Source organism: Leuconostoc sp. JNUCC 76 (assembly GCF_053667755.1).
On record NZ_CM132206.1, the window covers coordinates 966671 to 989263 of the forward strand.

The following is a 22593-nucleotide window of genomic DNA, read 5'->3' on the forward strand; positions in this document are numbered from 1 at the left end:
TGTAGAATTATAAACATAAGATTTGATATGGAAGTTGAAATGCTTCTGTAACATACATCGTGATTTTATTTTTGAAAAAAGACAATGTAGTTTTCATAATTTATATAATCCTTGTAGAATTTGGGAAAAAAAACTTTTGGGGGTTCAAGTTGAATACAATTCTGAAAACTTATTTCTTTTATTCATCATTCATATTTTCCTTAAATTTTTTTATTCGCTATAAAATTGTATGATAATAATACATCTTAGAGCATACTTTAATGCAAGGAGGTAAAATGAAATTTTCAATAAATGAAATGAGTCAATTTACGGAAGTGAGTAAACACACGTGATGATATTATGAAAAAGAAAGATTGATCCCACTAATTGAACAAAATGAGAGTGGACATCGAGTTTATAATGATTAAGATTTAACGTGGATTAATTTTTTAATCCACGTCAAGAAAACTATTATGTCTATTGATAATATTAAAAAGTATGCAAAGATGAAACGCGATCACACTCAATTTTTGTATGGACTACCTAAAAACTTCTCGTTAGTATATAATAAAATTTATTGTGATTATATATTGAGGAGAATATGATGAGAGATATAGCGGCTTTATGTAAAGTCTATATGATTAATATATTGAGTAATAAGTTTGCTTTTGTTTACAATTTATTGCTACCAATTATCTATTTTATTTATAAAAATGTGACTTTTACTTCTTCATCCAGTCACCTTACTACTTCTGCAATGGAAACAATTGGAAATTTTTGGGCGTATATTATATTTGCTACAATACTTAACAATGTTATTGTGTCATTAATTGTTCAACGGGAACAAGGTTTTTACAAGCAAATGTTGTTTGTGGTGGGTTCTAAATTCAAAATTATCACTGCAATGTTTTTAGTTCAACTAGCAATCATTTGTATTGAACTCAGTATATTCAACATTTTGGTGATGATAGTTGTTCATCAACTAAGTTTTAAATTACTTCTCGCTGGAGTGGCTGTCGCACTACTATCTGCTTTGCCAGTGACACTAGTAGGTAGTAGTTTATTGATATTCAAAATAAAAATTGAGTCAGTTAACATACTGCTTGGAATAATATTATTTGGACTATTTTTTATAATGTCGGTTCCAACATCTTATTCCATTATTGGTCTGGTAAGTCTGTTAAATCCGTTGAGCTTTTTGACTGAAATGTCGTTACAAGTACAAAATATTATATTTAATATAGGGCTAGTTAGTGCTGGAATTTGGCTTCAGATGGTTATTGTTAGTTTATGTTATGCAATAATTGGATATTATTCAATTTCCAAGTTCTCTGTAAATGCGATTGCCGATAGGGTGTAAAGGGAGAAACAATGGAAATTAGAAATTATTCTGTGACATTTGATAGTCGTCAGCTTTCAAAAAATTTAAATTTGTCATTTTCAAGTAATAAAATGAACATTATTATGGGTGCTAATGGTGCTGGTAAAAGTACACTATTAGACTTTATAGCTGGAGTGGGACCGAAAGGGGCTGTCGGCGAAAAAGTAGGAATCCCTTCTTATCAAAAAATAGCTTATCAACTTCAACAAGTACATTTTTTCCCTACTTTGACGGTTGCACAAACCATTGATTTTTATAGTAAGTTAAGCAATAAATCTGACTCAAAATCATACGAAAATGCAAAATCTGTGCGAAATAATTTATTGAGTCCAATTTGGAACACTAAAATGGGGCAATTGTCTGGTGGGGAACGACAAATTGTTTTGACGTATGGGCAGTGTTTATTGAATAAAGAAGTTTATATTTTTGATGAACCGACAAGTGGGGTAGATGAAACAAATGCTCCTCTCGTTTTGAGCATGATTAATGACCTCGTACTCAATGATTACAAGGTTGTCATTATGACGTCTCATCATTCTGAACAGTTAAAGAAATTTAATCTTAATTTGATAGCATTATAATCATTTGAAGCGTGGAACATGCTTTTTTTATTTAAAATTTACCTATTTAATGAATTCTGTCTTGAACTATATTCAAGGGTTAGAAAATTAAGAAATGTATAATCGACTTGTGTACACGAATTCAGCCAAGTTTTGAATGATTTATGGTGATTTAAAAAGTGCCAGTCTTTATTGATTTTGAAAGTGGCGCTATTAAAAATAAAAAACGATCAACCTATTCATGAAGCGAAAGATTTTGACTTTATTTTTTGATTTTACAAACAACTTTTATTATTTTATAATAAATAAGTTATTTATTTCAAATACTTTTTTAATTTAAGGAGACATATTTGTGTTTAGTTTTAGATATGATGACGAAGTTAGTATAGCATTACCTTTGCCAGATAAGGATTCAGCAGCACTGTATGCACTCGTCGAAGACAGCCGCACTACACTTGCTCAATGGCTACCGTGGGCTAATCAACTTCATTCTGTTAACGATGAAAAAAAGTTTCTGCAAACAACGCTTATTCATTTCGGTGCAGGTGATTCTTTAAATTGTGTAATCCGTTATCGTAATCAGCCAGTTGGTATGATAAGTTTTAACCAGATTAATAAAGAACACAAACATGCCGAAATTGGCTATTGGCTTGGTAATCAATGGCATCACAAGAACATTATGCACCGTGCCGTAACAGCGTTAATGACTATTGGATTCACAGAATATAATCTACGTAAAGTCATTATTAATGTCGATATTAATAATGACTCGAGTAATCATGTCGCACAAAAATTGAACTGCCATTTAGATGGAACTAAACGCGAGGATATTTTATATAGTAATGGCAAATTTGCTGATATGAATGAGTGGACACTATTAAGGTCGGAATGGGAAAACCTCAGATAAAAAAGCAAAGAATATTTTTATTCTTTGCTTTTTTAGTAGTATTTAAACAATATAATGTGTGTCAAAATCTACTATTGTAATTATGATCTTAATTTCGATGAAGACTTTGTAGAGCTTTGATGTACAATATTCAGAATTTCCAATCTAGACGAGAGAATTAGATCGGTAGGTTTAAGCAATTGGGTCTAGTTAAAGCTACCGGTAACTGCAAACAAAACAAGTAAAATTATGACTATAGCAATTAAAATAATCATACTTTTGATACTAATGAATGCAAAATGTTGTTCCGGGTGAAGTGTTGATTCAACTGGATTATTATCTTTATTGACTTGTTTTTTAGTTATTAGTAGTACCTCATGATTTTATTTTATTACACCATATTTAGTCTGGTATAGCAACTAAGTACAGAAAGGGAAGATATATTATTCATGAAATATTTAGCACGTAATCCAATATGATTTCAAGTTTAAATGTATATGTTGCTAATATCCAAAAAAGACAAAAGGAAAATATGGCTTTTGACGTTAAAAAAGTACAATCACTATCAGAACAATCAATTGCTGATTTGAAAAAAATCTAGAAATTAGTCCGATGTTGCCACCATATATTACGGAAATCCGGGGAAACATTTGGTCCCTATTGGGTACTATAAGTCGGTTCGGACTCATGCGATTAATCGTGATTTTGTGCTTTTCTGTTTATCATACAAGCTATTTGGTTAATTATCCAAAAAAGTACTCTGCTTCAAGATAATATTAACGCATTTAAATAAGTATTCTCTATTATTATATGTTCATCACTCAATGCTAGTGGTGATTTTTTATTTGTGAAAAGAAAAATTATGCCAACTAAAATATGATTAAAAAGTTGGAACAATTTAGAGACTTATCTAGTCAACTAAACCAGACGTTAGAAAGTTATAGACAAGGCTTTCAGTTTAAACCCGGTGAACCCAATTTACAAAACACACTTCAAATATCCATGAAGTGATATCGTTACATTCAATCTTTGAATAGCGGGATTTAACTAATTTTTTCAACGGTCAAGGTAACGAGAGACTGCATGCTTACGAGAAAACTACAAAAAGTGGTGAGTTGTTGCACCATTCCATCTACGATTTTTCGTCGATGGTAACTAAATGCAAACAAGTTAGTCCTCGAAAAATTTATTTCTTGCAATTTTCTGAAATATATTCCAAAAGTACTTAAAATAGAACTTTTTTCTGCACGTCATTGATACCCCAACAGGAATTAGTTTTTAACTTGATAGGTAACGATAGTTAGATGAAATTACTGATAAGATGAATGCAATGTCGGTGCGAATTACCTTACAAGGTAATAATCCAATTGTGAAATCTGCTAAGTAATATAAAATGATATTATACATTGTGCTATAATGATAATCATTACTTTTAAAGGAGGGGTTTATGGGATATATAATTTGTAAATATTTTGTGAGCCAAGTAAGTACACTATTTGATTGTGCAACAATTTTTTTGATAGACCATGGTTTCTGGTAGCTAATTATAACGTTGTTTAATCTCAGCAATTGTTTATCAAAAAATCACAACTTTTAAATTGCTTGTAGTTAATTAAGCTTCTTTTTTCGATGTTGACATAGGGTTGGCATTTAAATGTTTGAAAAAGCGCTCAACGTAAACAAGTTGAAACGCATTTCACTATTTTACCAGTGATATCCATCTGATCAACACGTCGAAGAGTCGTGACTAGACCCTTTTTGAAACAGTTACCAAAAGTTATGTTGGAAGGGAAAATTAATTCACGGCGCGTCATCACATCTGAGTATAGATAATATATTCAAAGCATGTAGGAGATACCTACAAATGATAATATAAGGAATATTAGTTTTATGAATAATAATAAATTTTCTAGTAAGGATTATATAGCAGTGGTTATATACTCACTATTAGCATATGTTTTAATGTCTATTATGGGTCTGATTTTTAGCTTTGTAATGCCTTTTGCATGGCCTATATTGAGTGGTATTTCACTGTTCCCAGTCGCTATAATCTATTTGCTTATGGCATACCGAATTGGTAAAAAAGGAGCCATTTTTGGTTTTAGTTTAGTATTAGGTTTGATATATTCTTTAATGGGCCTAATCATTATGTTGCCTTATTCAATTTTATTCGGAATTATTGCGGAAGTTTCTCTACTTGGGAATTATAAAAACTATCGTAGTTTTGTACGACAAACTTTTGCATACGCCATCTATGTTGTAGCTCTCGGATTTGGTGATATGTTTTCTCTTTACGTTTTAGGAAGAAGTGCTTATAAAAAAATGCAGTATTCTTCAACTTTAATTGACAAAATGCAAAGTTTTGCCACAAATCCACTTTGGATAGTAGCAAATTTGCTTACAACATTATTATTGGCAATATTAGGATGTTGGATCGGTGAGAAGTTACTCAACAAACACTTTCGTAAGGCAGGTTATCTAGATAATCATGATAAAAATTAATTCGTTTTGCCAGTTAATTACTTTTATACTTGTTATCAGTCTAATTTTTTTTATCAATTTGAAAACAACATTTTTGCTGTCAATTATTGGCATCATATACTTAATGATTCAAAATAAAATGATTCTATCTTTTAAATATCTGAGCATTTCCGTCGTATTTATTTTTTGTATAATTTATATTGGTGCAACAAATAACACATATCTAGGATTACTTGGTTGGATTATTACAATTATGTTCAAATTATTGCCTACAATAATTTTTGGCTCTTCACTTGGTCTCGTTCCGATTAATGAGTTGAGAAGCATAATGGTAACATTGAAAGTTCCATCTGAAATTCAGATGTCACTGATTGTTGGAATAAGATATTTTTCCATTCTCAATGATGAATTTAGGGAAATTAAACAAGCCAGATTAACACATGGTTTATCATTAAGGAATCCTATTTACTACAGAAAACCTGTGCTTATTATGGAATATTATTTAATACCAACATTAATGAGAACAACACGTTTGATTGATGATTTAAGCATTGCTGCTTTTACTGAAGGACTGACAGTTTCTGGTAAAAAAACTTCATATAAATTAATTAGACTGAATGTAAATACATTCATCGGTCTATTATTTATTTTATTAATTCTTATAGTTAGTATTTTCAGTTTGTTAGGAGGATTTTAGTTGTGCTGAAATTAAAAAATGTTTCTCTTAAAATTAATAATAAAAAAATCTTATCAAATATAAATTTAGAAATTAATGCTGGTGAAAAAATTGCTCTAATTGGGCCCTCTGGTTCTGGTAAATCATCACTTATACAGCTAATTAATGGCGTATCTCAGTTTTTAGATCCCGATAATATTGAGGGAACTATTCTATTTGAAAATAGGTCCATTACAGACTGGCCTGTAGCAGAGTTAACTAACAAAATCGGTAACGTTTTTCAGGACCCCAGGAATCAATTTTTTGCCAATAGCGTTTCAGATGAAATAAATTTAAAACTAAGTTCTAACGAATTTGATGAAAGAAAGTTAACACACAAAAGAAACAAAATAATCAAGGAATTTAAATTAAATGATATATTAACAAAACGTCCAGTTAATTTATCTAGTGGGCAAAAACAGACAGTAGCTTTTGCAGCAGCAACAGCAAATAATCCCGATTTGTTGATTATGGATGAACCATCAGCTAACCTAGACTTACAAGAAGCTGTCCATATTGGCAATCTATTATCTAAGTTGGAACATAAAACAACTCTGATAATTTCAGAACATCGATTATTCTTTTTATTGCCAATTATTAATCGTTTTATTTATGTAAATAATGGTGCTATTCAAAGGGAATTCACAGCCAAAGAACTAAAGGAATTAAATGATGATCAGTTGGATCAATTAGGGTTGCGGCCACTCAGTATATATGATTCACCAACAAAAAATACTCCTATTACTCAGAATAAAAAAATAAACAAACAAGAGTTACTTAGAACAGAGAATGTAAACTTTTCATACCATTTTAATCATGAAATGCTGTTAAAAAACGTTAGTTGCAAAATTAATTCAAATGAAATAGTTGGATTGGTAGGTAAAAATGGTGTCGGTAAATCTACTTTTGCGAAAATAATTTCCGGTCTGAAAAATCAACGTAAAGGCAAAATCTTTATTCAAAACCATGTTTCTAGAAAATGGTCGTTACAAAAGTATGTTTGGTATGTAATGCAAGAAACAACTTATCAACTTTTTACTGATAGCGTGTGGAATGAATTATTTTTAAATCTAAAACAAACTCCTAAACTAATAAACGAAGGACAATATCTTTTGCAGGAGTTAAATTTAAGCGGATATGAACAACGTCATCCAGCAACTTTGTCCGGTGGTGAAAAACAAAGGCTTGTCCTTGCTACAGCATTAATACACCATCCCAAAATAATTATTTTAGATGAACCATCTTCAGGGTTGGACGAGAAAAGTTTAAACTGCATCATCAATGTTATAAATCATTATCAGCAAGAGCATGATATATCTTTTTTTATTATTAGTCATGACCCACAATTTTTATTTCAAATTTGTGATAAGATAATAAAATTTGAAAAATTTTCGAAGCCTAAGTCTGTTGATATTGATAACGATCATTACACAGATTTTTTAAAACTATTTGGATAATTTGATGATTTTATTTAAAAAAAGCAAGTGATTAACGTAACATGTTACAATAAGTACAAAGAAAATTTTATTAACGTAGTTTGCTAGAAATATCAAATAAAATGAGATAGCGTGTCACCATGAAAAATATTAGAGATTATCAAAAAACTCATAAAAAATTATTACAGAGTGGTTTAACCCTTTTTTTAAAAGCGAACTTTGAAACAACAAGTGTTCGACAAATTTGTAAGCTAGCTGATGTTACCACTGGAGCCTTTTATAAACATTTTACAAGTAAAGAAGATTTACTTGATGAATTAATTGAACCATATTTATTGAGTTTAAAAAAAATATACGACGAATATAGTAATGTTTTTCAGATGATGGTTTTCAATGAAGGGGTACAAAATTCTTCCGTGCTCAATAATTCTTTCCTAAAAAAATACTGGGAACAAAATACAAGTGAACTGGACCCAATTATTGACTATATGTATCTTCATCCTGAAATCACTAAACTAGTTTTGTTTAAATCTAACGGTTCACAATATGAAAATATTTTAGAGAAAATTACTATTTTTTCTGAAACAAGAACAATAGAAACAATTAAATGGTTGAAACAAAAAAAATTAATTAGTAAAGAAATTACAGGGGAAGATGATCAACTTCATTTTTTTATTTACTCTTATTTAGCGACAATACTTGATATTTTAATGCATGAATACTCATTAGAAAAAACAAAAAAATTGATGCGTGACGTTTATTCTTTTCAAACCCCATCTTGGATAAATTATTTATTGAATATCAAATGTTGACATTTTAATTACCAATGGTAGTATATATTTAGTTTTCCAATTAAGATAGCATTGCTATCTTAATTGGAAAATGGAACAACAAATATGTTTAGGAGAAATGTTATGCAAAAAATTCAACGTATTATTAATTTTGCAGGAAACTATAATAAATATTTGTATTGGTCAATATTTTTTTCAGCGTTAAGTGCTATTTTTATGCTAGTGCCATATTTAAGTATTTACAACTTAATTACATTATCATTTAATCAACATATTTCTGCTGCAAACATATTTAATTATGGTTACCTCGCATTGGGTGGTATATTATTAGACATTATTTCATACTTTATTTCTCTTTGGCTTAGTCATATGGCAGGGTTTCGCATTGAAAGAAACATGAGAATATATGGTATTAATAAATTGTTAGATGTTGGGCTAAGTTTTTTTGATAGTGAAGAATCAGGTGCTATTCGAAAGACAATAGATGACAATGCTTCCTTAACACATTCATTTGTAGCACATAATATCCCAGATATTATTAGAAGTGTTGTTGGCCCAATGATTATTTTAGTTAGTATTTTTTTGATTAATTGGTTGTACGGTTTTCTAATTCTAATGATAGTGATAATTTCACTATTTCTTTTAAGTAAAATGATGGGGAATACGAGCGACATAGTTCATTATATGGATTCTTTAGATGAAATGAATTCATCTTCGACAGAATTCATCAGAGGCATGTCATTAGTCAAATTATTCAATGTTCCGTTAACAACCTTTAAAAGATTCAGGCAATCAATATCAAACTATAGTCAATGGGCATTAAATTATTCTTTAACCGTACGGTTACCTTATGTGATTAATCAGATTGTACTAGAGGCATTTCCACTTTTAATTGTTTTCACACTGAAAAATACAGCTGTGATTTCAGACAGCGGTGCTACAACATTATTTTGTATCATTATTAGTTCACAAATTATATTATTACTAACGAAAGTTTTATCACTGGGTGAAAGTTTTTCAATGGCCATTCAAGCAGTGAACAGAATAGATAATATGTTTGATGGTTATAGCCAAACTTCTTTATTTTTAAAAACTAAAGAGAAAATATCAAAAGATTTTTCAAATGATGATATTTTTGCTAATAATATTGAATTTTCATATTCTAAAAGCCAACCAGTATTGAATGATATTAGTTTTACAATACCTAAAAAGAAAATGACTGTTATCGTTGGTGCTAGTGGTAGTGGAAAATCAACTATTGCCAAACTATTGATTGGTGCTTATCGAGAATATTCAGGTAATGTTCTTATTGGTAATCAAAATATTAAAAATATGAGTGAAGATCAACTTATGGAAAATATAACCTACATTTCACAAAATAGTAAGTTATTTACAAGATCTATTTTGGATAATTTAAAGATTGCTAATCCTGATGCCACCGAAGAGCAAATTAAACTAGCAATCAAACTATCTTGTTGCGACGAATTGATTGCAAAAATGCCAAACGGATTAAATACACTAATTGGAAATGAAGGTGTTCATTTATCTGGAGGTGAGCAGCAAAGATTAAGCCTTTGCCAAGCATTTTTACGAAAGGCAAAAATCGTTATTTTGGATGAAGTAACTGCTTCAATTGACTCTGAAAATGAGGAGCAAATGCAGGAAGCTATTATTCACTTGGCAAAAGAAAAAACATTAATTCTAATTGATCACAAATTAAAAATCACTAAATACGCTGATCAAATTTTAGTATTTAATCATGGAAATATTGTTGAACGTGGCACCCATTTAGAATTAGTTGATAAACATGGGAAATATTCAGAAATGATTCATATGCATCAACAAACGCAGAAATGGCAATTGGGGGTGGAAAATAAATGATTGAAAAGATTTCTAAAAAATTTGTACTTTCAAAAAAAGGAGCCCGAAACTATTTAGTATCCTCACTGTTGGAGTTTATAAATAACATTCTAGCCATGTTACCTATGATGTTATTTATTGTTTTCTTATTAGAATGGGAAAAGGCAAATTATTTATTTACATCGCCGGTTATTGTAATATTATTAGTTTTTGTTATTATCACTATACTTTATGTATCAAACTATTTTGATTATACTTTTTTGTTTGTTTCTGCTTATAAAGAGAGTGAAAAAAATCGCATACGGTTAATTAATAAAATGAAAGAATTACCGGCCAGTTATTATTCTAAACACAGTACAGCTGAATTAACCAATGTATTACTTAATGATATTTCTGAACAAGAAAAACTATTTAGTGGTGCTATGCCAAAAATGATAGGTATGTTCTTATTTATGGCATTGGGTTTTGTAAGTATGAGTATTTATAATTTTTGGATGGCAGTCACTCTGTTTTCTACTTATCCAATGTCTGCTTTTATTTTTTGGCTTTCTGGCCGTATAGAAAAACGTGCACATGAAAAATATGACAAACAATTACTAAAGCAAAGTAATGTTTTTCAAGAATTCATAGAAAAAATGCCAGAAGTACGATTCTTTAACTTTGTTCACGGAGCAAAAAAAGAAATTTTTTCCTTGTTAGAACAACAAGAAAAAAGTCATTTACAAACAGAATTACCTACTGCCATTTTCCATGGATTAATTACGAGTGTTACTCAAATTAATTTAGTATTATTAATAATTTTTGGTGGGTTTTGGTGGGAAACAGGTAATATTAGTTTGATTACGTTCCTTGTTTTCATACTTGTTGCAACACGATTCAATGGTTCAATGGTGGGAATATTTGAAACTCTTTCTCAATATAGATATGTTAAATTATGCATGAATAGACTTCGAAAGATTTATGACACACAACCAGATTCAGCAAATTTGCAACCGGACTTAAAACATTATAATTTTACAGTTAGTGATTTACATTTTGGTTATGCAAAAAAGGACGAAATTCTTAAAGGAATTTCATGTCAAATTCCTGAAAAAAAGGTAACAGCCATAGTTGGGCCTTCTGGATCTGGTAAAAGTACATTTTTAAGGCTATTATCAAAATTTTATCCATATGATTCAGGAAAGATATTACTTGATGGTGTTGATATTAAAACAATAGAACCTAATTTTTTATTTAAACAAATTTCGATGGTGTTTCAAGAAGTGATTTTATTCAATAATTCAATTAAAGAAAACATTAGAGTAGGTAATCCAAATGCAACTGATGAACAAGTAATAGAGGCAGGAAAACTAGCACAATGTGATGAATTTACAGAACATTTAGCAAATGGATACGATACGAATATAGGCGAAAACGGATCTCAACTTTCGGGTGGGCAGAGACAGCGTATCGCTATTGCCCGAGCCATTTTAAAAGATAGTCCTATTCTATTTTTAGATGAAATTAGCTCAGGATTAGACTACGAAAATGAATACTATGTTCAAAAAGCACTGAGTAATCTTGTTGAAAATAGAACAGTTATTGTAGTAGCACACAGATTAAAAACAATTGAAACCGCTGATAATATTTTAGTGATTGACAATGGTTATTTAAAGGAGTGTGGTAATAAATCTGAATTACTAAGTAAAAATGGTGTATTTTCAAAACTATGGAAACTTGAAAATAATATTGAAAGCGATGGTGAATTAGACTAATTTCAGCTTAAAAAAGAATTTATCAATAGGTAGATTGCAAGAATTAACCGGACACGACGAATTGCTGAGCACAAAAAATATAATTGTTATTCACTATACGATGGGTTATTTCACTTAATTTAGAAGGATCAACGAATAATTTTTTTAAGATTCTATTATTGGCTTTTGGGCATGAAGCATATTTGCCATCATACATTACAGAAATTCGGAAAACATTGGGTTCTTATTAGGTAACTATAAGTCGATTCGGAATCATGCAATCAATCGTGAAAAAAAGCTAAACAATAATATAGAAAATAAACGCCGGTATAAAGTATTTAGGTTATTGTGAAAGATGCCATTGTTGGTACTAGTGTTCATTACAATCAATTCATACATTCTGCTATTATGTTAATTATCGTGACTGCTAGTGGAACAGCAGTTTAGGTTCAATAATATTATCACCTTAATTACAGCTAATTTCTAAATAAGAAGATTCATCAAAAGCACAATTTCATTTTGTGCTTTTTTCTTGTTTCAAAATCAATTGAGTTGTCATTTGCTTATCGTGCTGATTAAGGGAAATGATTGCAAAGGTTTAAGTGGACATTGTATCAAGCTAATCGTCAGCTACGCGGAACTAGCGGTTAATAAATGATTTTAACTACTTAAAAAGTATCTATTGTAATCGTTTAAATAAATCTGTATACTAATCAGAACGAAGTGGCAATCGCAGTAATTTTGAATGGAGACAAATAATAATGGTTGACGTATATGTAGTAAGTGCTTTTAGTAAAGACAACGCTGGTGGTAATAAAGCTGGCCTTGTGTTTGATAGACCCGATTTAAATTCTGCTCAAAAAATGGCAATTGCCAAAGAATTGGGATATGCTGAAACGGCTTTTATAACCAAGTCAGAATTAGCAGATTTCCGATTAGAGTATTTCACGCCTACGGAAGAAGTGCCACTTTGTGGACACGCTACAATAGCAACATTCGCATTTATGAATTTAACGAATAAATTATCTAAAAGTGAGTATACGATAGAAACAAAATCGGGTGTTTTATCCATGAGAGTGGACCAAGACGGTATGGTATTTATGGAACAAAATGTTCCTACTTACTTTAATACGCTAACATCAGATTCATTTAATGAATGTTTAAATACAAATTCAATTAATTCAAAACTGCCAATTCAAATTGTTTCAACTGGATTGAGAGATATTCTCTTACCAATAAAGTCAAGTAAAGCACTTCAAAAGCTAAATCCTGATTTTAGGGCTATGACTGAATTGAGTAAGGAACAAAATGTGATTGGCGTTCATGCATTTGCACTAGAAGATGGCGATGTTACTGTAATTTGTAGAAATTTTGCACCACTCTATGATATTGATGAAGAGTCTGCAACGGGAACTTCTAACTGTGCGCTGGCTTGTTATCTATTTAAGTATGTTGAGAAGAAGTCACAATACATTTTTGAACAAGGTTATAATCTCAATAGCCCATCACGCATTGTTGTTAATTTAACAACGCATGATGATATAATTGATGCTGTATTTGTAGGCGGATATGGTTATTTAGTAGAGACAAAATCAGTATCAGTTTAAAATTATTATTGAATAGTCTTGAAGACAAAAAGCACAGACGCAGACTTATGGCGATGTGCTTTTTTAGCAAAGAATTAGTACTTCGTATTCAAATTCCGGTGTCAAAGTCGTTGGAACTTAAAGCGACTTATATTTGCTCATTGAAGGAACTAATCACAATATTGAAAGTAGCTTGAACAAATCGGTCATTCACATCAGTGGGAATCTGCTGAAACCTTTACAACATATCACGTAATGTTGTATTTATGGTATATTGACACAATCTATACATTATCTATCAAAATATTTGATACCCTTATTAATGAGGTGACGTATGTTAAAATCAGTTTCTAAGTTCACTCCAGCAGAACGAAGTTGGATGATATATGATTGGGCAAATTCAAGTTTTAGTTTGATTGTTGTTACTGCGGTTTTACCACTGTGGTTGGAAACAGTTGGTCAAAATATTAGTATATCGACTGCTCAAACTACTTCTTGGTGGTCTTATGCAAATTCTTTTTCAACGCTAATTGTAGCTGTATGTGCACCAATATTAGGTTCATTAGCAGATTTTCGTGGCTGGAAGAAACCAGCTTGGTTAGTATCTACTTTACTAGGCTTTGTTACAACACTCCTACTAGCAGCAGTCCCAGCTGATGGATTTTGGATGTTATTATTTTTGTTTGTATTAGCTAATATTGGTTTTAGTATTGCTAATATTTATTATGATGCTTTTATAACAGATGTCACAACATCAGAGCGCATGCCCAAAGTTTCTAGTTGGGGGTTTGCCCTTGGTTATGTAGGTGGCGTTGTACCATTTGTTATTTTTTATGCATTACGAAGTTTTATGTCTAGTCAACAAGGAGTCATGTTTGCTTTTATTCTTGCTGGTTTGTGGTGGGGCGCTTTTTCCTTGCCAATGTTATTTAAAGTTCGTCAAAAACATTTTTTACCAGTACCACAACATCCAATCAAACAATCTTTTAAACGATTAGTAAGTACGCTAAAACATTTATCTCAATATCCAAAAATTGTTGGATTTTTGATAGCATACTTTTTCTACATTGATGGTGTCAATACAATTATTACTGAAGCTTCTTTATTTGCAACTTCTATAGGTATTGACATGACACAATTACTTACAATTTTATTGTTCGTTCAATTAGTGGCTTTTCCAGCTTCAATTATTTTTGGACAGTTATCCAAAATTTTTGGAACTCGTCAAATGATATTAACCGGAATTTTTATTTATTCAATTATTTCCATCATGTCGATTTTTATTACACAAGCATGGGGATTTTGGTTAATGGCTTTTTTGATTGGCAGTGCGCAAGGAGGAATTCAAGCTTTGAGTAGATCATATTTTGGTCAAATTATTCCCAAAGAGTATTCCGGTGAATTTTTTGGATTTTACAATATCTTTGGAAAATTTTCAGCAGTTTTAGGCCCATTGGTTTTTGGTAGTGTTGCTGCTGGCACTGGACAAGTTCAGTTAGGTGCAGCTTCATTGTTGATTTTCTTTGTTCTAGGTGGTTGGATTTTTGTGAAATATGCGTAATGCTATGTATTATTCAAATTTTATTGTTTTTGAGAACAATTGTTATGAGTTATATTATTAAACAAAAACATCTACGTTCGGATGTTTTTTTTGTTTACAAAAAATTATAGATTGTATTTTCAATTTTTTTATGCGTGATTATTTTAGGAAACCATTTTCCAAATATTATTATAGTACATGGTATATTGACTATTATTTTAGGTATTTATGGTGGAAATTAGTTTATTGAGTGCATTATATTTGACTTAGTTCAAATGTAAGTGTATACATCTGTCATTAGGAGAGAATAAAATTTCAGTCGTAGCAACAGAAATAAATAAGTTTTGGTGAACTGATAATTGCCGAATACTTTGGTTCAATTGAGAAATTAAGAGGTGGAGATAAATTGTATTGAAATAGTTTCCATCAACAAATTGAGGAGCGTGGGAAAATGAAGCTTAATCAAGATGAAATTCAAAGAAACATCTATAATCTTATTTTAAATCCAGCAACTCGTGATTGGGAACGGCAAGTATTAATAGAATCAAAAAATGAATTTAACACGACTAGACTTAACGTCACAATTGATGAATTGAAATATAAGTTTAAACCGTTAGCTGTTCGAAATAATTTAACTCCTGATGTGATGGATTTTTATTTAAAAATTACTGATAGTTATCAAACCAGTTCAAATGAAAAAATGACATTGCATCATATTAAGAACTCATCATATCAAGAACTAGCTATTTTTGCCGGCGGCTGTTTTTGGTGCATGGTAGAACCATTCGATAAATTGCCTGGAATCAAATTAGTTGTTTCTGGTTATATTGGGGGAACACTAAAAAATCCCACATATGATCAGGTTTTAAGCCAACATACAGGACATGTTGAGGCTGTAGAAATTTTGTTTGATAATCGGTTTATAACATATGAACAACTGATAAATATTTATTGGCTACTTATTGATCCAACGGACAATTTAGGCCAAGTTGAAGATAGGGGGGAGAACTATAAGCCAATTATTTTTGTAAATAGTGAAAGGCAACGATATATAGCAGAAAAGTCTAAACAATCTATTATTGATTCTCATGTTTTCGCACGACCAATTGTAGTTGAAATTAAAAATGCAACCAAATTTTGGCCAGCAGAAAATTATCATCAGGATTTTTACAAAAAAAATCCTAGACGATACCATAAGCTAAAAAGATTTAAACAAGTATACTTATTTACACAACGCATACCAAATAGGTTAAGTCGTATATTGAAAAAAATGCACTATGATAAGTAGTCGATGTTGTTTAATTGTGGAATAAAATAATTTGAATGTACATTACTTTTATGAAACTTGAAAATCCATAACAACAACATCATTAGTGAAATTTTGAATGGCATTTTTAAAAACTTCATGATTAGGATGAGTGGCATAAGCTTCCAAATTTTCATATGAATCAAAGAAAAGCGTTAATCCATAATTAAAACCAGCCATTTTATCGGTTTCAGGAGTTTTGTTTTTTCCAAAATAAACATCTTGCACTCCTTTAATACAACGAAAATTTTCTACTAAAGCAGCTAGATTATCATGATTAGTTTGTTTTGAATCAAAATTAAAAAGAACGTTATGAACATATCGCATTTTAAGAGCCCCTCTTAGATAATTAATAGAGATAGTATAGCATGCAAAACTAATTTTTGTCGAGGTCTTGTCATAACAAAGTATTAAAAATTGAACAGCTAAAAAGCAGCATAGAATAGGTAGTTTAGCACAGAATTTAAATCGGTATATATTCAGATTTTGAGCAGAAATAAATAGTATTTTATTAAAAAGCATAAAATAAAATATCATTAACAATACTTAAACATTTTGTTAGCGATATAGCAACAAATCTCTGCAATAATATTGTTATTGACAAACAAAAAAGACAATTTTAGGAGGAAACTAGAATGACAATTTTTATAAATGTTGTTATTGGAATTATAGCTGGTGGGCTATTAGCATTTTTAACAAATCTGTTAACAAAACCATCTTCGAGTGTTAAACGTATCGGAATTTATGTTTTGGGAGTTGCTTTTGGTGGAATAGGCGCCCAGGCTGCAGATCAATTATTAAATTATGGTCCGACATTTTTGAATATTAGTATCGTACCTAGCTTCGTAGGCAGTATTGTACTTGTGTTTATTGTATTATATGCAGGAAAAAAATGGTTACATTTGTAATCAAATTAGGAGAAAATAATGAACGCTATCATCACTAAAAATATTTCAAAAAAATACAATAGTCAAGATGTTGTGAATAATTTAAACATTACTGTTCCTAAAGGTTCCATTTACGGATTTATTGGTAAAAATGGTGCAGGAAAATCTACAACTCAAAAAATGATTTGTGGCTTAATACAACCTACATCAGGAGCGATTGAAATATTGGGACATCCAGTTACTGATGATGAAGTGCGACACAAGGTAGGGGCTCTTATTGAACAAGTGGGGATGTATCCAAAGATGTCTGCTTTTTCGAATGTGTTGATGCAAGCTTTTAACTTAGGTTTAGATAATCCAACAGAATCATCTTTATCAGCATTGAAAATGGTTAATTTAGAAGAAGTACAAAATAAAAAAGCTAAGCATCTGTCCTTAGGAATGAAACAGCGCTTAGGGTTAGCTATTGCGTTGTTGGGAGATCCAGAATTATTAATCCTTGATGAACCGATAAATGGTTTAGATCCTGAAGGAATTGTTTCCTTTCGAAATGTGCTAGAAGAATTACATGAGCAAGGAGTCACAATTTTTATTAGTTCGCATATTTTAGGTGAACTTTCAAAAGTTGCAACTCATTATGGTTTTATAAACGATGGTCAGTTATTGGAAGAATTAACTGCAGAAGAGCTGCTGGCTAAACGTAAAAGTTATTTATCTGTTAAAGTGTCAAATGCAGATAATGCACTTAATTTATTAAAGCAAGAATTAAATATCACAAAATATGAGCTTGTATCTGACCATGAATTTAAAATTTATGATACCGAGGATACTGCAACTGTGAACTATATACTTTCAAAAAATGATTTTAAAGTTGAAGAAGTTTTTGTCTATCATGAAGACTTGGAAGACTACTTTATAAAATTAGTTGGAGGCGCAAAGAATGATTAGAATCTTTAAAATGGATCGCTATCGATTGATTCATTCCACTATTTTATATGTTTCTCTTGGTTTTATTACGATAATGGCAGTTGCAATGGTCATGAGTAACAATAATACTACATTAGATACATTAATGGGAGTGGTCAGTGAAACTGCTCAAAAGGATGCGTTTATGACTTCGACCACTGGAGCCGGTGTTATAAATATTTTATTAGGCATAATGCTTGCATTATTTATCAGTGGGGATTTTTCTAGCGGCTTCATAAAAAATATTTTCACAGTTCATGGCAATATTAAGGACTACTACTTAGGGAAACTAACTTCATTTAGCATTCTGAGTGGACTTATGTTGGTTTTCTATACAGTTGAAAGTTTGATTGCGTTGTTATTATTGGGTAACGGGATTACTTTTTCTTCTGGAATAATAGGTTTCATGTTCTTCCTTCTAGAAAAGTGGTTTGTTTCTATTGCCTTTTGCGGTGTCATTCTGTTATTAACTTTGCAAACACGTAAAGCTGCTTGGGGAATTATTATTGGATTTATTTTAGCAACTGGTGGCATTTCTATGATGCTTCCAGAATTAGCTCAAACACTCCATTTAAACTTTATAAATTACATTTATATGTTAACATTGTCTGGAACTAGTTCTTCAATTACAATGCAGTTTAGTTTTATTGGGTTTGTACATGTATTATTAGTTGGAATGATTTGGATTGCTGTTCCTATGTTAATAGCAATTAAATCTTTCCCTAAAAAAGATATTATTTAGTTTTTCTTTTACTAATTAAAAATTATCAAAAGAACAAGGCAATAGATATTCATCTATTGCCTTGTTTCTTTTTCAGCTTTCTTAATCAGTTCAGACAAAATTATAAATTAAAAAACAGCCATGGGAGGTGGCTGTTTCTTGGGGAGAGAGTATTTATAGAGAAAAAGAGAATAATTCTTATATAAATAGTAGGTATACCTCTATTAAGGTATGTATATACAGTAACAATATAAAATTAAATGAATATAAAATATACCAAAAAGTTGTTTTTAAATATGATTCGAGATGAAAATTCGTTCTATAATATTAGTTAGCCAGCTAAGATTATGTTTGGTGAAAATATATTATCGATTCAATAGGTAAATTATTCAAAATTGGTCAAAGAAATCTTGTGAGAGATCTTAATATACTAGCCAGATCTCATGGTGTAGCTGGTTCACAGCTATCAGCAATTGATTTTATTGGTGATAATAAAAGTTACGTGACACAGAAAGACATTGAGCAAGAACTTAATATAATAGTCTCATCTGTAGCAGCTATGATCGACAGAATGGTGGAAAAGGGACTTGTTATTAGAATTGCGAATGTTAATGACAGGCGAGTTAATGAGATACATCTCACAGAGGCGGGGCTTAAAATAAATGAAATTGCCAAAACAGAGTATCAACTAAAGATGCATTGGCTATCATCGCAATAGCATTAGTGTCTTTTTAATTGTTAGATTAGTTCCAGGGGCAAAAATTGGTGTTTGGATGGGTATTGATTGGATCAATGGTTGTTAGTTTAATGACGGCCTTTTGTATGGATTGTCAAAATAAGAATATCAATCTGAGTCGAGGTGCTGTGCTGTTAGAGTTGCCAATTTTTCAATTAAATCGATACCATCTTGTTCGGTCGGGTTGCCATTAGTTAACACAGCAATTGTATAGTTATTGTCGCTGGTTTTAACATGACCAATTGAATTAACAATCCAGCCACTGCCATACTCTAGCCAACCATTTTTTAACTCAATTGTAGCATTTGAATCAACACCAGTACTTATACCCCAGTCTTGATCAGAATCAATATTTGCCATTAAATTCAACACATAATTTCGGTCAGTACTGTCAATTGTTGAATTTTTACCATATGCTAAGGCATTCAAAAGTTTAACTTGATCATGAGCAGTTGTTGTAGTCAAACCCCAAGCATCAGCATTCATTTTGCTTTGAGACATATTTAAATCGTTAAATAACGCATCTGGGGCGCTATAACTGCCTTCGTAGGTACTTAATAACGTTGTCGTCGCATTATTATCAGATTCTTCAATCATTTCTTGGGCCAGCGTTTCTTCTGTAGTAGACAATGCTGTATTATTTTCTTCATGTTGTTGCAAAAGATTCGTCAAGACGCTAACTTTAACAATACTTGCTGTTTGATAGGTAGCACTGGTATCACTATTATAGATGGTTGTTTGTTTAGTTTTGTGGTTATAAACGGCAATATTAACGTTAGCATTTTGTTTTGCTAATGTTGTTTTCCATTGCTTTTTGAGCGCAGAATCAGGTTGATGGGTTATTTTTTGAGAAAGAGATACCACTGCGGAAGTTGATGAATTTAAGTTTTCTTTGATAGATTTTTTATAAAACAAAAAAGCACTTGTAACAAGTGTGAAAATTAAAATAAACACAATTAGTTTTGTTAAATTACTGTTTTTTCTTTTGAAGTGTCTCATAAAAAAGATTATACAGATTTATATTAAATGAAAGTGCGATTTGATTTATAAATAAAATGTATAGCAGAATAAAAAATTAAAAAGCGACTGTTTTCAGTGACTAAATTAAGTAATACTGATCAAAAAAATGACAAGACCATTCCGCAAATAAATGGTTACTCATAATAGATTCTTTCATAGTATCAAAAAAGATGCTATCATTAGTTCATAAGTTGAAACATATAAACCAATGATGAGGATTAATATGACGACAGCAGAGAACAATAAAAGAAATCTAGAACTATTTAAACAATCATTACCAACATTCATGACACTAAACGATGAAAACCGACAACAGATTATCATGATTTTAGCTGATAAGGGCTCAGAAGGTGTTTCTGTAGATGATATTACAAAAAGAATGAATCTATCACGTCCAACAATATCACATCATTTAAAATTATTGAGTCATAGTGGGATTGTTTCAGTTCGAAAAGAGGGAACAAAGCATTTTTACTTCCTTACACTTAAAAAGGCTGTAAATGAATTAAAAGAACTCATTACTATGTTAGAAAATACTTGTGAGCTTATATAAAAGAAAGGTTTTTAGTATGAATGAGATAACTAAATTATTCACGCGATCAGAGCAGATGATGTTCAGCTTTTTCCAAAGAGGACAAATTTTTCTTAAGCCTGATGTTGTTAACGGGTCCGAAAGCTTGTTAGAAATAAGTAATATTTTACTAGAAAAACGAATTACCTCAGTTTTGGTGGTTACCACAGCTGGATTCATTAACAGAGGCTCGTTAGAATCTTTCTTTGATAAATTAACTGTTAATGATATTAAAATAAGCGTTTTTTCTGAGGTATTGCCTGATCCAGATATTCAAACGGTTGAAAAAGCAGCCGAAATTTATAGACAAAATCATAACCAAGCCATTATCGCAATTGGTGGTGGCTCAGTGATGGACACAGCTAAAATAGCAGGGGCTTTAGTTGCAAAACCAAAGCAGACAGTCCATCAAATGACAGGTACGATGAAAATCAGAAAAAAAATACCACTGTTATTTGCAGTTCCCACAACAGCTGGATCGGGGTCTGAAATTTCACCAGCTGCAGTGATTACTGATGAACAGACACAAAGAAAGTATCCAATTACTGATTTTGCTATTGTTCCAAAATATGTTATTTTAGATCCTAAATTATTGTTAGGACTACCAAAAGATACTACGGCCAATTCTGGTATGGATGCCTTAACACATGCCATTGAAGGATATATAAATGTTTTTTCTCCTAGAACTGCTAAAATCAGTGCTAAAAAAGCGATTACTTTAATTTTCAATAATTTATCAACAACATACCACCAAGGTAATGACTTAAAAGCAAGAGAAAATATGTTAATTGCTTCTTTTGAGGCTGGAATTTCTTTAAGCTATGGTAATACAGGTTACGTGCATGCCATATCGCACGGTATTGGGGGACTATATCATTTACCACATGGCCGTATTAATGCAGTTCTTTTACCCCAAGTTTTAAGAGAATATCAGCCAAAAATTGAAGGGAAACTAGCCTCTCTTGCTCAAGTAATAGGAATACAAGGAAACAATCAGCACGAACTCGCTACTAAGTTTATAGAACAAATTGAATTGCTACGCCAATCGATGGATATGCCAAATGAATTACCGGAAATTGATACGTCATTTGTTCAACAACTAGCTCATGGCGCAGAAAAAGAGGCTAATCCTGCCTATCCTGTACCTGATATTTGGGATCAAGCCAGATTTGAAAAATTGTTAGATAAAATAAAAGGTTAAAAATAAAGAAAGTGAAAGTTTATTGGCTAACTAAAATACGATAAGCACAATCTCAAAGATTTGGGGATGTGCTTTTTTTCAAATCATTAACCATCACGGTTCATGATTTAATGTCAAAATCTATGAGTTATCGTTTCCTAATCGGGAGTAAAAATCATTTCATTTATAAAGAGAAGTTAAAAAGTGGTTATTTCAAACAATTGCATCAGAGGGTAATACTATTTTTCTGCAAGTTAC

At 31.0% G+C, this 22593-nt stretch carries 21 protein-coding genes; 19 read left to right on the top strand and 2 right to left on the bottom strand.

All coding sequences use genetic code 11. The features are described 5' to 3' along the window. The first annotated feature begins 583 nt into the window (after positions 1-583). From JNUCC76_RS04805 to msrA, 13 genes are all read left to right on the top strand, one after another. A complete protein-coding gene (locus JNUCC76_RS04805; RefSeq protein ID WP_454156262.1) occupies positions 584-1339 on the top strand; it encodes a hypothetical protein in 756 nt (251 codons plus the stop codon). 11 nt (positions 1340-1350) lie between these two features. Further along, entirely contained in the window at positions 1351-1941 is a 591-nt protein-coding gene (locus JNUCC76_RS04810; RefSeq protein ID WP_454156264.1) for an ATP-binding cassette domain-containing protein, read from the top strand. Positions 1942-2272: 331 nt separating this feature from the next. Further along, positions 2273-2827, top strand: a complete 555-nt coding sequence (locus JNUCC76_RS04815; RefSeq protein ID WP_454156266.1) for a GNAT family N-acetyltransferase — start codon at positions 2273-2275, stop codon at positions 2825-2827. A 454-nt stretch (positions 2828-3281) separates the two neighbouring features. Beyond that, the gene (locus JNUCC76_RS04820; RefSeq protein WP_454156267.1) at positions 3282-3407 is read left to right on the top strand and encodes a hypothetical protein; all 126 of its coding nucleotides are present in this window, start codon (positions 3282-3284) and stop codon (positions 3405-3407) included. 1289 nt (positions 3408-4696) lie between these two features. Further along, entirely contained in the window at positions 4697-5308 is a 612-nt protein-coding gene (locus JNUCC76_RS04825; protein WP_454156268.1) for an MptD family putative ECF transporter S component, read from the top strand. Between the two features lie 103 nt (positions 5309-5411). Beyond that, positions 5412-5984 carry an energy-coupling factor transporter transmembrane component T family protein gene (locus tag JNUCC76_RS04830; protein WP_454156270.1) on the top strand — a complete coding sequence of 191 codons (573 nt, stop codon included), beginning with the start codon at positions 5412-5414 and terminating at the stop codon, positions 5982-5984. A gap of 2 nt (positions 5985-5986) precedes the next feature. Continuing rightward, positions 5987-7459: an ABC transporter ATP-binding protein gene (locus tag JNUCC76_RS04835; protein WP_454156271.1), complete on the top strand. Its 1473-nt coding sequence runs from the start codon at positions 5987-5989 to the stop codon at positions 7457-7459. Between the two features lie 119 nt (positions 7460-7578). Next, complete coding sequence (locus JNUCC76_RS04840; RefSeq protein WP_454156273.1) at positions 7579-8250, top strand: TetR/AcrR family transcriptional regulator; 672 nt, start codon at positions 7579-7581, stop codon at positions 8248-8250. A 102-nt stretch (positions 8251-8352) separates the two neighbouring features. Continuing rightward, positions 8353-10110 (top strand): ABC transporter ATP-binding protein, encoded by a 1758-nt coding sequence (locus JNUCC76_RS04845; RefSeq protein WP_454156274.1) that lies wholly within the window; start codon positions 8353-8355, stop codon positions 10108-10110. Then, a complete protein-coding gene (locus tag JNUCC76_RS04850) occupies positions 10107-11843 on the top strand; it encodes an ABC transporter ATP-binding protein (RefSeq protein WP_454156276.1) in 1737 nt (578 codons plus the stop codon). The genes JNUCC76_RS04845 and JNUCC76_RS04850 overlap by 4 nt, the downstream gene beginning before the upstream one ends. A 740-nt stretch (positions 11844-12583) precedes the next feature. Further along, positions 12584-13429, top strand: coding sequence for a PhzF family phenazine biosynthesis protein (locus JNUCC76_RS04855; RefSeq protein ID WP_454156277.1), 846 nt, complete (start codon positions 12584-12586; stop codon positions 13427-13429). A gap of 313 nt (positions 13430-13742) precedes the next feature. Further along, a complete protein-coding gene (locus tag JNUCC76_RS04860) occupies positions 13743-14969 on the top strand; it encodes an MFS transporter (RefSeq protein WP_454156279.1) in 1227 nt (408 codons plus the stop codon). A 430-nt stretch (positions 14970-15399) separates the two neighbouring features. Continuing rightward, complete coding sequence (gene msrA / locus JNUCC76_RS04865; protein WP_454156281.1) at positions 15400-16236, top strand: peptide-methionine (S)-S-oxide reductase MsrA; 837 nt, start codon at positions 15400-15402, stop codon at positions 16234-16236. A gap of 48 nt (positions 16237-16284) precedes the next feature. Here the strand turns inward: msrA and JNUCC76_RS04870 are convergent, their stop codons facing one another. Further along, positions 16285-16581, bottom strand: a complete 297-nt coding sequence (locus JNUCC76_RS04870; RefSeq protein WP_454156283.1) for a Dabb family protein — start codon at positions 16579-16581, stop codon at positions 16285-16287. Between the two features lie 308 nt (positions 16582-16889). Between JNUCC76_RS04870 and JNUCC76_RS04875 the strand changes: the two genes are divergently transcribed. The 4 genes from JNUCC76_RS04875 to JNUCC76_RS04890 all read left to right on the top strand — a co-directional run bounded on the left by JNUCC76_RS04875 (position 16890) and on the right by JNUCC76_RS04890 (position 19546). Next, a complete protein-coding gene (locus JNUCC76_RS04875; protein ID WP_454156284.1) occupies positions 16890-17162 on the top strand; it encodes a hypothetical protein in 273 nt (90 codons plus the stop codon). Positions 17163-17180: 18 nt separating this feature from the next. After that, the gene (locus JNUCC76_RS04880) at positions 17181-18089 is read left to right on the top strand and encodes an ABC transporter ATP-binding protein (RefSeq protein ID WP_454156286.1); all 909 of its coding nucleotides are present in this window, start codon (positions 17181-17183) and stop codon (positions 18087-18089) included. Continuing rightward, positions 18082-18849, top strand: a complete 768-nt coding sequence (locus JNUCC76_RS04885; RefSeq protein WP_454156288.1) for a hypothetical protein — start codon at positions 18082-18084, stop codon at positions 18847-18849. Before JNUCC76_RS04880 ends, JNUCC76_RS04885 begins: the two co-directional genes overlap by 8 nt. A gap of 391 nt (positions 18850-19240) precedes the next feature. After that, positions 19241-19546, top strand: coding sequence for a MarR family winged helix-turn-helix transcriptional regulator (locus JNUCC76_RS04890; protein WP_454156290.1), 306 nt, complete (start codon positions 19241-19243; stop codon positions 19544-19546). A 126-nt stretch (positions 19547-19672) separates the two neighbouring features. On the opposite strand, the gene JNUCC76_RS04895 is transcribed toward JNUCC76_RS04890, so the two are convergent. Then, positions 19673-20563 carry a serine hydrolase gene (locus JNUCC76_RS04895; RefSeq protein WP_454156292.1) on the bottom strand — a complete coding sequence of 297 codons (891 nt, stop codon included), beginning with the start codon at positions 20561-20563 and terminating at the stop codon, positions 19673-19675. A gap of 244 nt (positions 20564-20807) precedes the next feature. On the opposite strand from JNUCC76_RS04895, the gene JNUCC76_RS04900 reads away from it, so the two are divergent. Beyond that, positions 20808-21137, top strand: coding sequence for an ArsR/SmtB family transcription factor (locus tag JNUCC76_RS04900; RefSeq protein ID WP_454156293.1), 330 nt, complete (start codon positions 20808-20810; stop codon positions 21135-21137). Positions 21138-21153: 16 nt separating this feature from the next. Further along, positions 21154-22356: an iron-containing alcohol dehydrogenase gene (locus JNUCC76_RS04905; protein WP_454156295.1), complete on the top strand. Its 1203-nt coding sequence runs from the start codon at positions 21154-21156 to the stop codon at positions 22354-22356. Positions 22357-22593 lie beyond the last annotated feature (237 nt).

Excerpts from the sequence above, each read along its gene's own strand:
- JNUCC76_RS04850 (WP_454156276.1), top strand. The coding sequence starts at position 10,107 with ATGATTGAAAAGATTTCTAAAAAATTTGTACTTTCAAAAAAAGGAGCC.
- JNUCC76_RS04845 (WP_454156274.1), top strand. The coding sequence starts at position 8,353 with ATGCAAAAAATTCAACGTATTATTAATTTTGCAGGAAACTATAATAAA.
- JNUCC76_RS04875 (WP_454156284.1), top strand. The coding sequence starts at position 16,890 with ATGACAATTTTTATAAATGTTGTTATTGGAATTATAGCTGGTGGGCTA.
- JNUCC76_RS04830 (WP_454156270.1), top strand. The coding sequence starts at position 5,412 with ATGATTCAAAATAAAATGATTCTATCTTTTAAATATCTGAGCATTTCC.
- JNUCC76_RS04805 (WP_454156262.1), top strand. The coding sequence starts at position 584 with ATGAGAGATATAGCGGCTTTATGTAAAGTCTATATGATTAATATATTG.
- JNUCC76_RS04870 (WP_454156283.1), bottom strand. The coding sequence starts at position 16,581 with ATGCGATATGTTCATAACGTTCTTTTTAATTTTGATTCAAAACAAACT.
- JNUCC76_RS04900 (WP_454156293.1), top strand. The coding sequence starts at position 20,808 with ATGACGACAGCAGAGAACAATAAAAGAAATCTAGAACTATTTAAACAA.
- JNUCC76_RS04855 (WP_454156277.1), top strand. The coding sequence starts at position 12,584 with ATGGTTGACGTATATGTAGTAAGTGCTTTTAGTAAAGACAACGCTGGT.
- JNUCC76_RS04825 (WP_454156268.1), top strand. The coding sequence starts at position 4,697 with ATGAATAATAATAAATTTTCTAGTAAGGATTATATAGCAGTGGTTATA.
- JNUCC76_RS04810 (WP_454156264.1), top strand. The coding sequence starts at position 1,351 with ATGGAAATTAGAAATTATTCTGTGACATTTGATAGTCGTCAGCTTTCA.
- JNUCC76_RS04820 (WP_454156267.1), top strand. The coding sequence starts at position 3,282 with ATGATTTCAAGTTTAAATGTATATGTTGCTAATATCCAAAAAAGACAA.
- JNUCC76_RS04905 (WP_454156295.1), top strand. The coding sequence starts at position 21,154 with ATGAATGAGATAACTAAATTATTCACGCGATCAGAGCAGATGATGTTC.
- msrA (WP_454156281.1), top strand. The coding sequence starts at position 15,400 with ATGAAGCTTAATCAAGATGAAATTCAAAGAAACATCTATAATCTTATT.
- JNUCC76_RS04840 (WP_454156273.1), top strand. The coding sequence starts at position 7,579 with ATGAAAAATATTAGAGATTATCAAAAAACTCATAAAAAATTATTACAG.
- JNUCC76_RS04895 (WP_454156292.1), bottom strand. The coding sequence starts at position 20,563 with ATGAGACACTTCAAAAGAAAAAACAGTAATTTAACAAAACTAATTGTG.
- JNUCC76_RS04860 (WP_454156279.1), top strand. The coding sequence starts at position 13,743 with ATGTTAAAATCAGTTTCTAAGTTCACTCCAGCAGAACGAAGTTGGATG.
- JNUCC76_RS04880 (WP_454156286.1), top strand. The coding sequence starts at position 17,181 with ATGAACGCTATCATCACTAAAAATATTTCAAAAAAATACAATAGTCAA.
- JNUCC76_RS04885 (WP_454156288.1), top strand. The coding sequence starts at position 18,082 with ATGATTAGAATCTTTAAAATGGATCGCTATCGATTGATTCATTCCACT.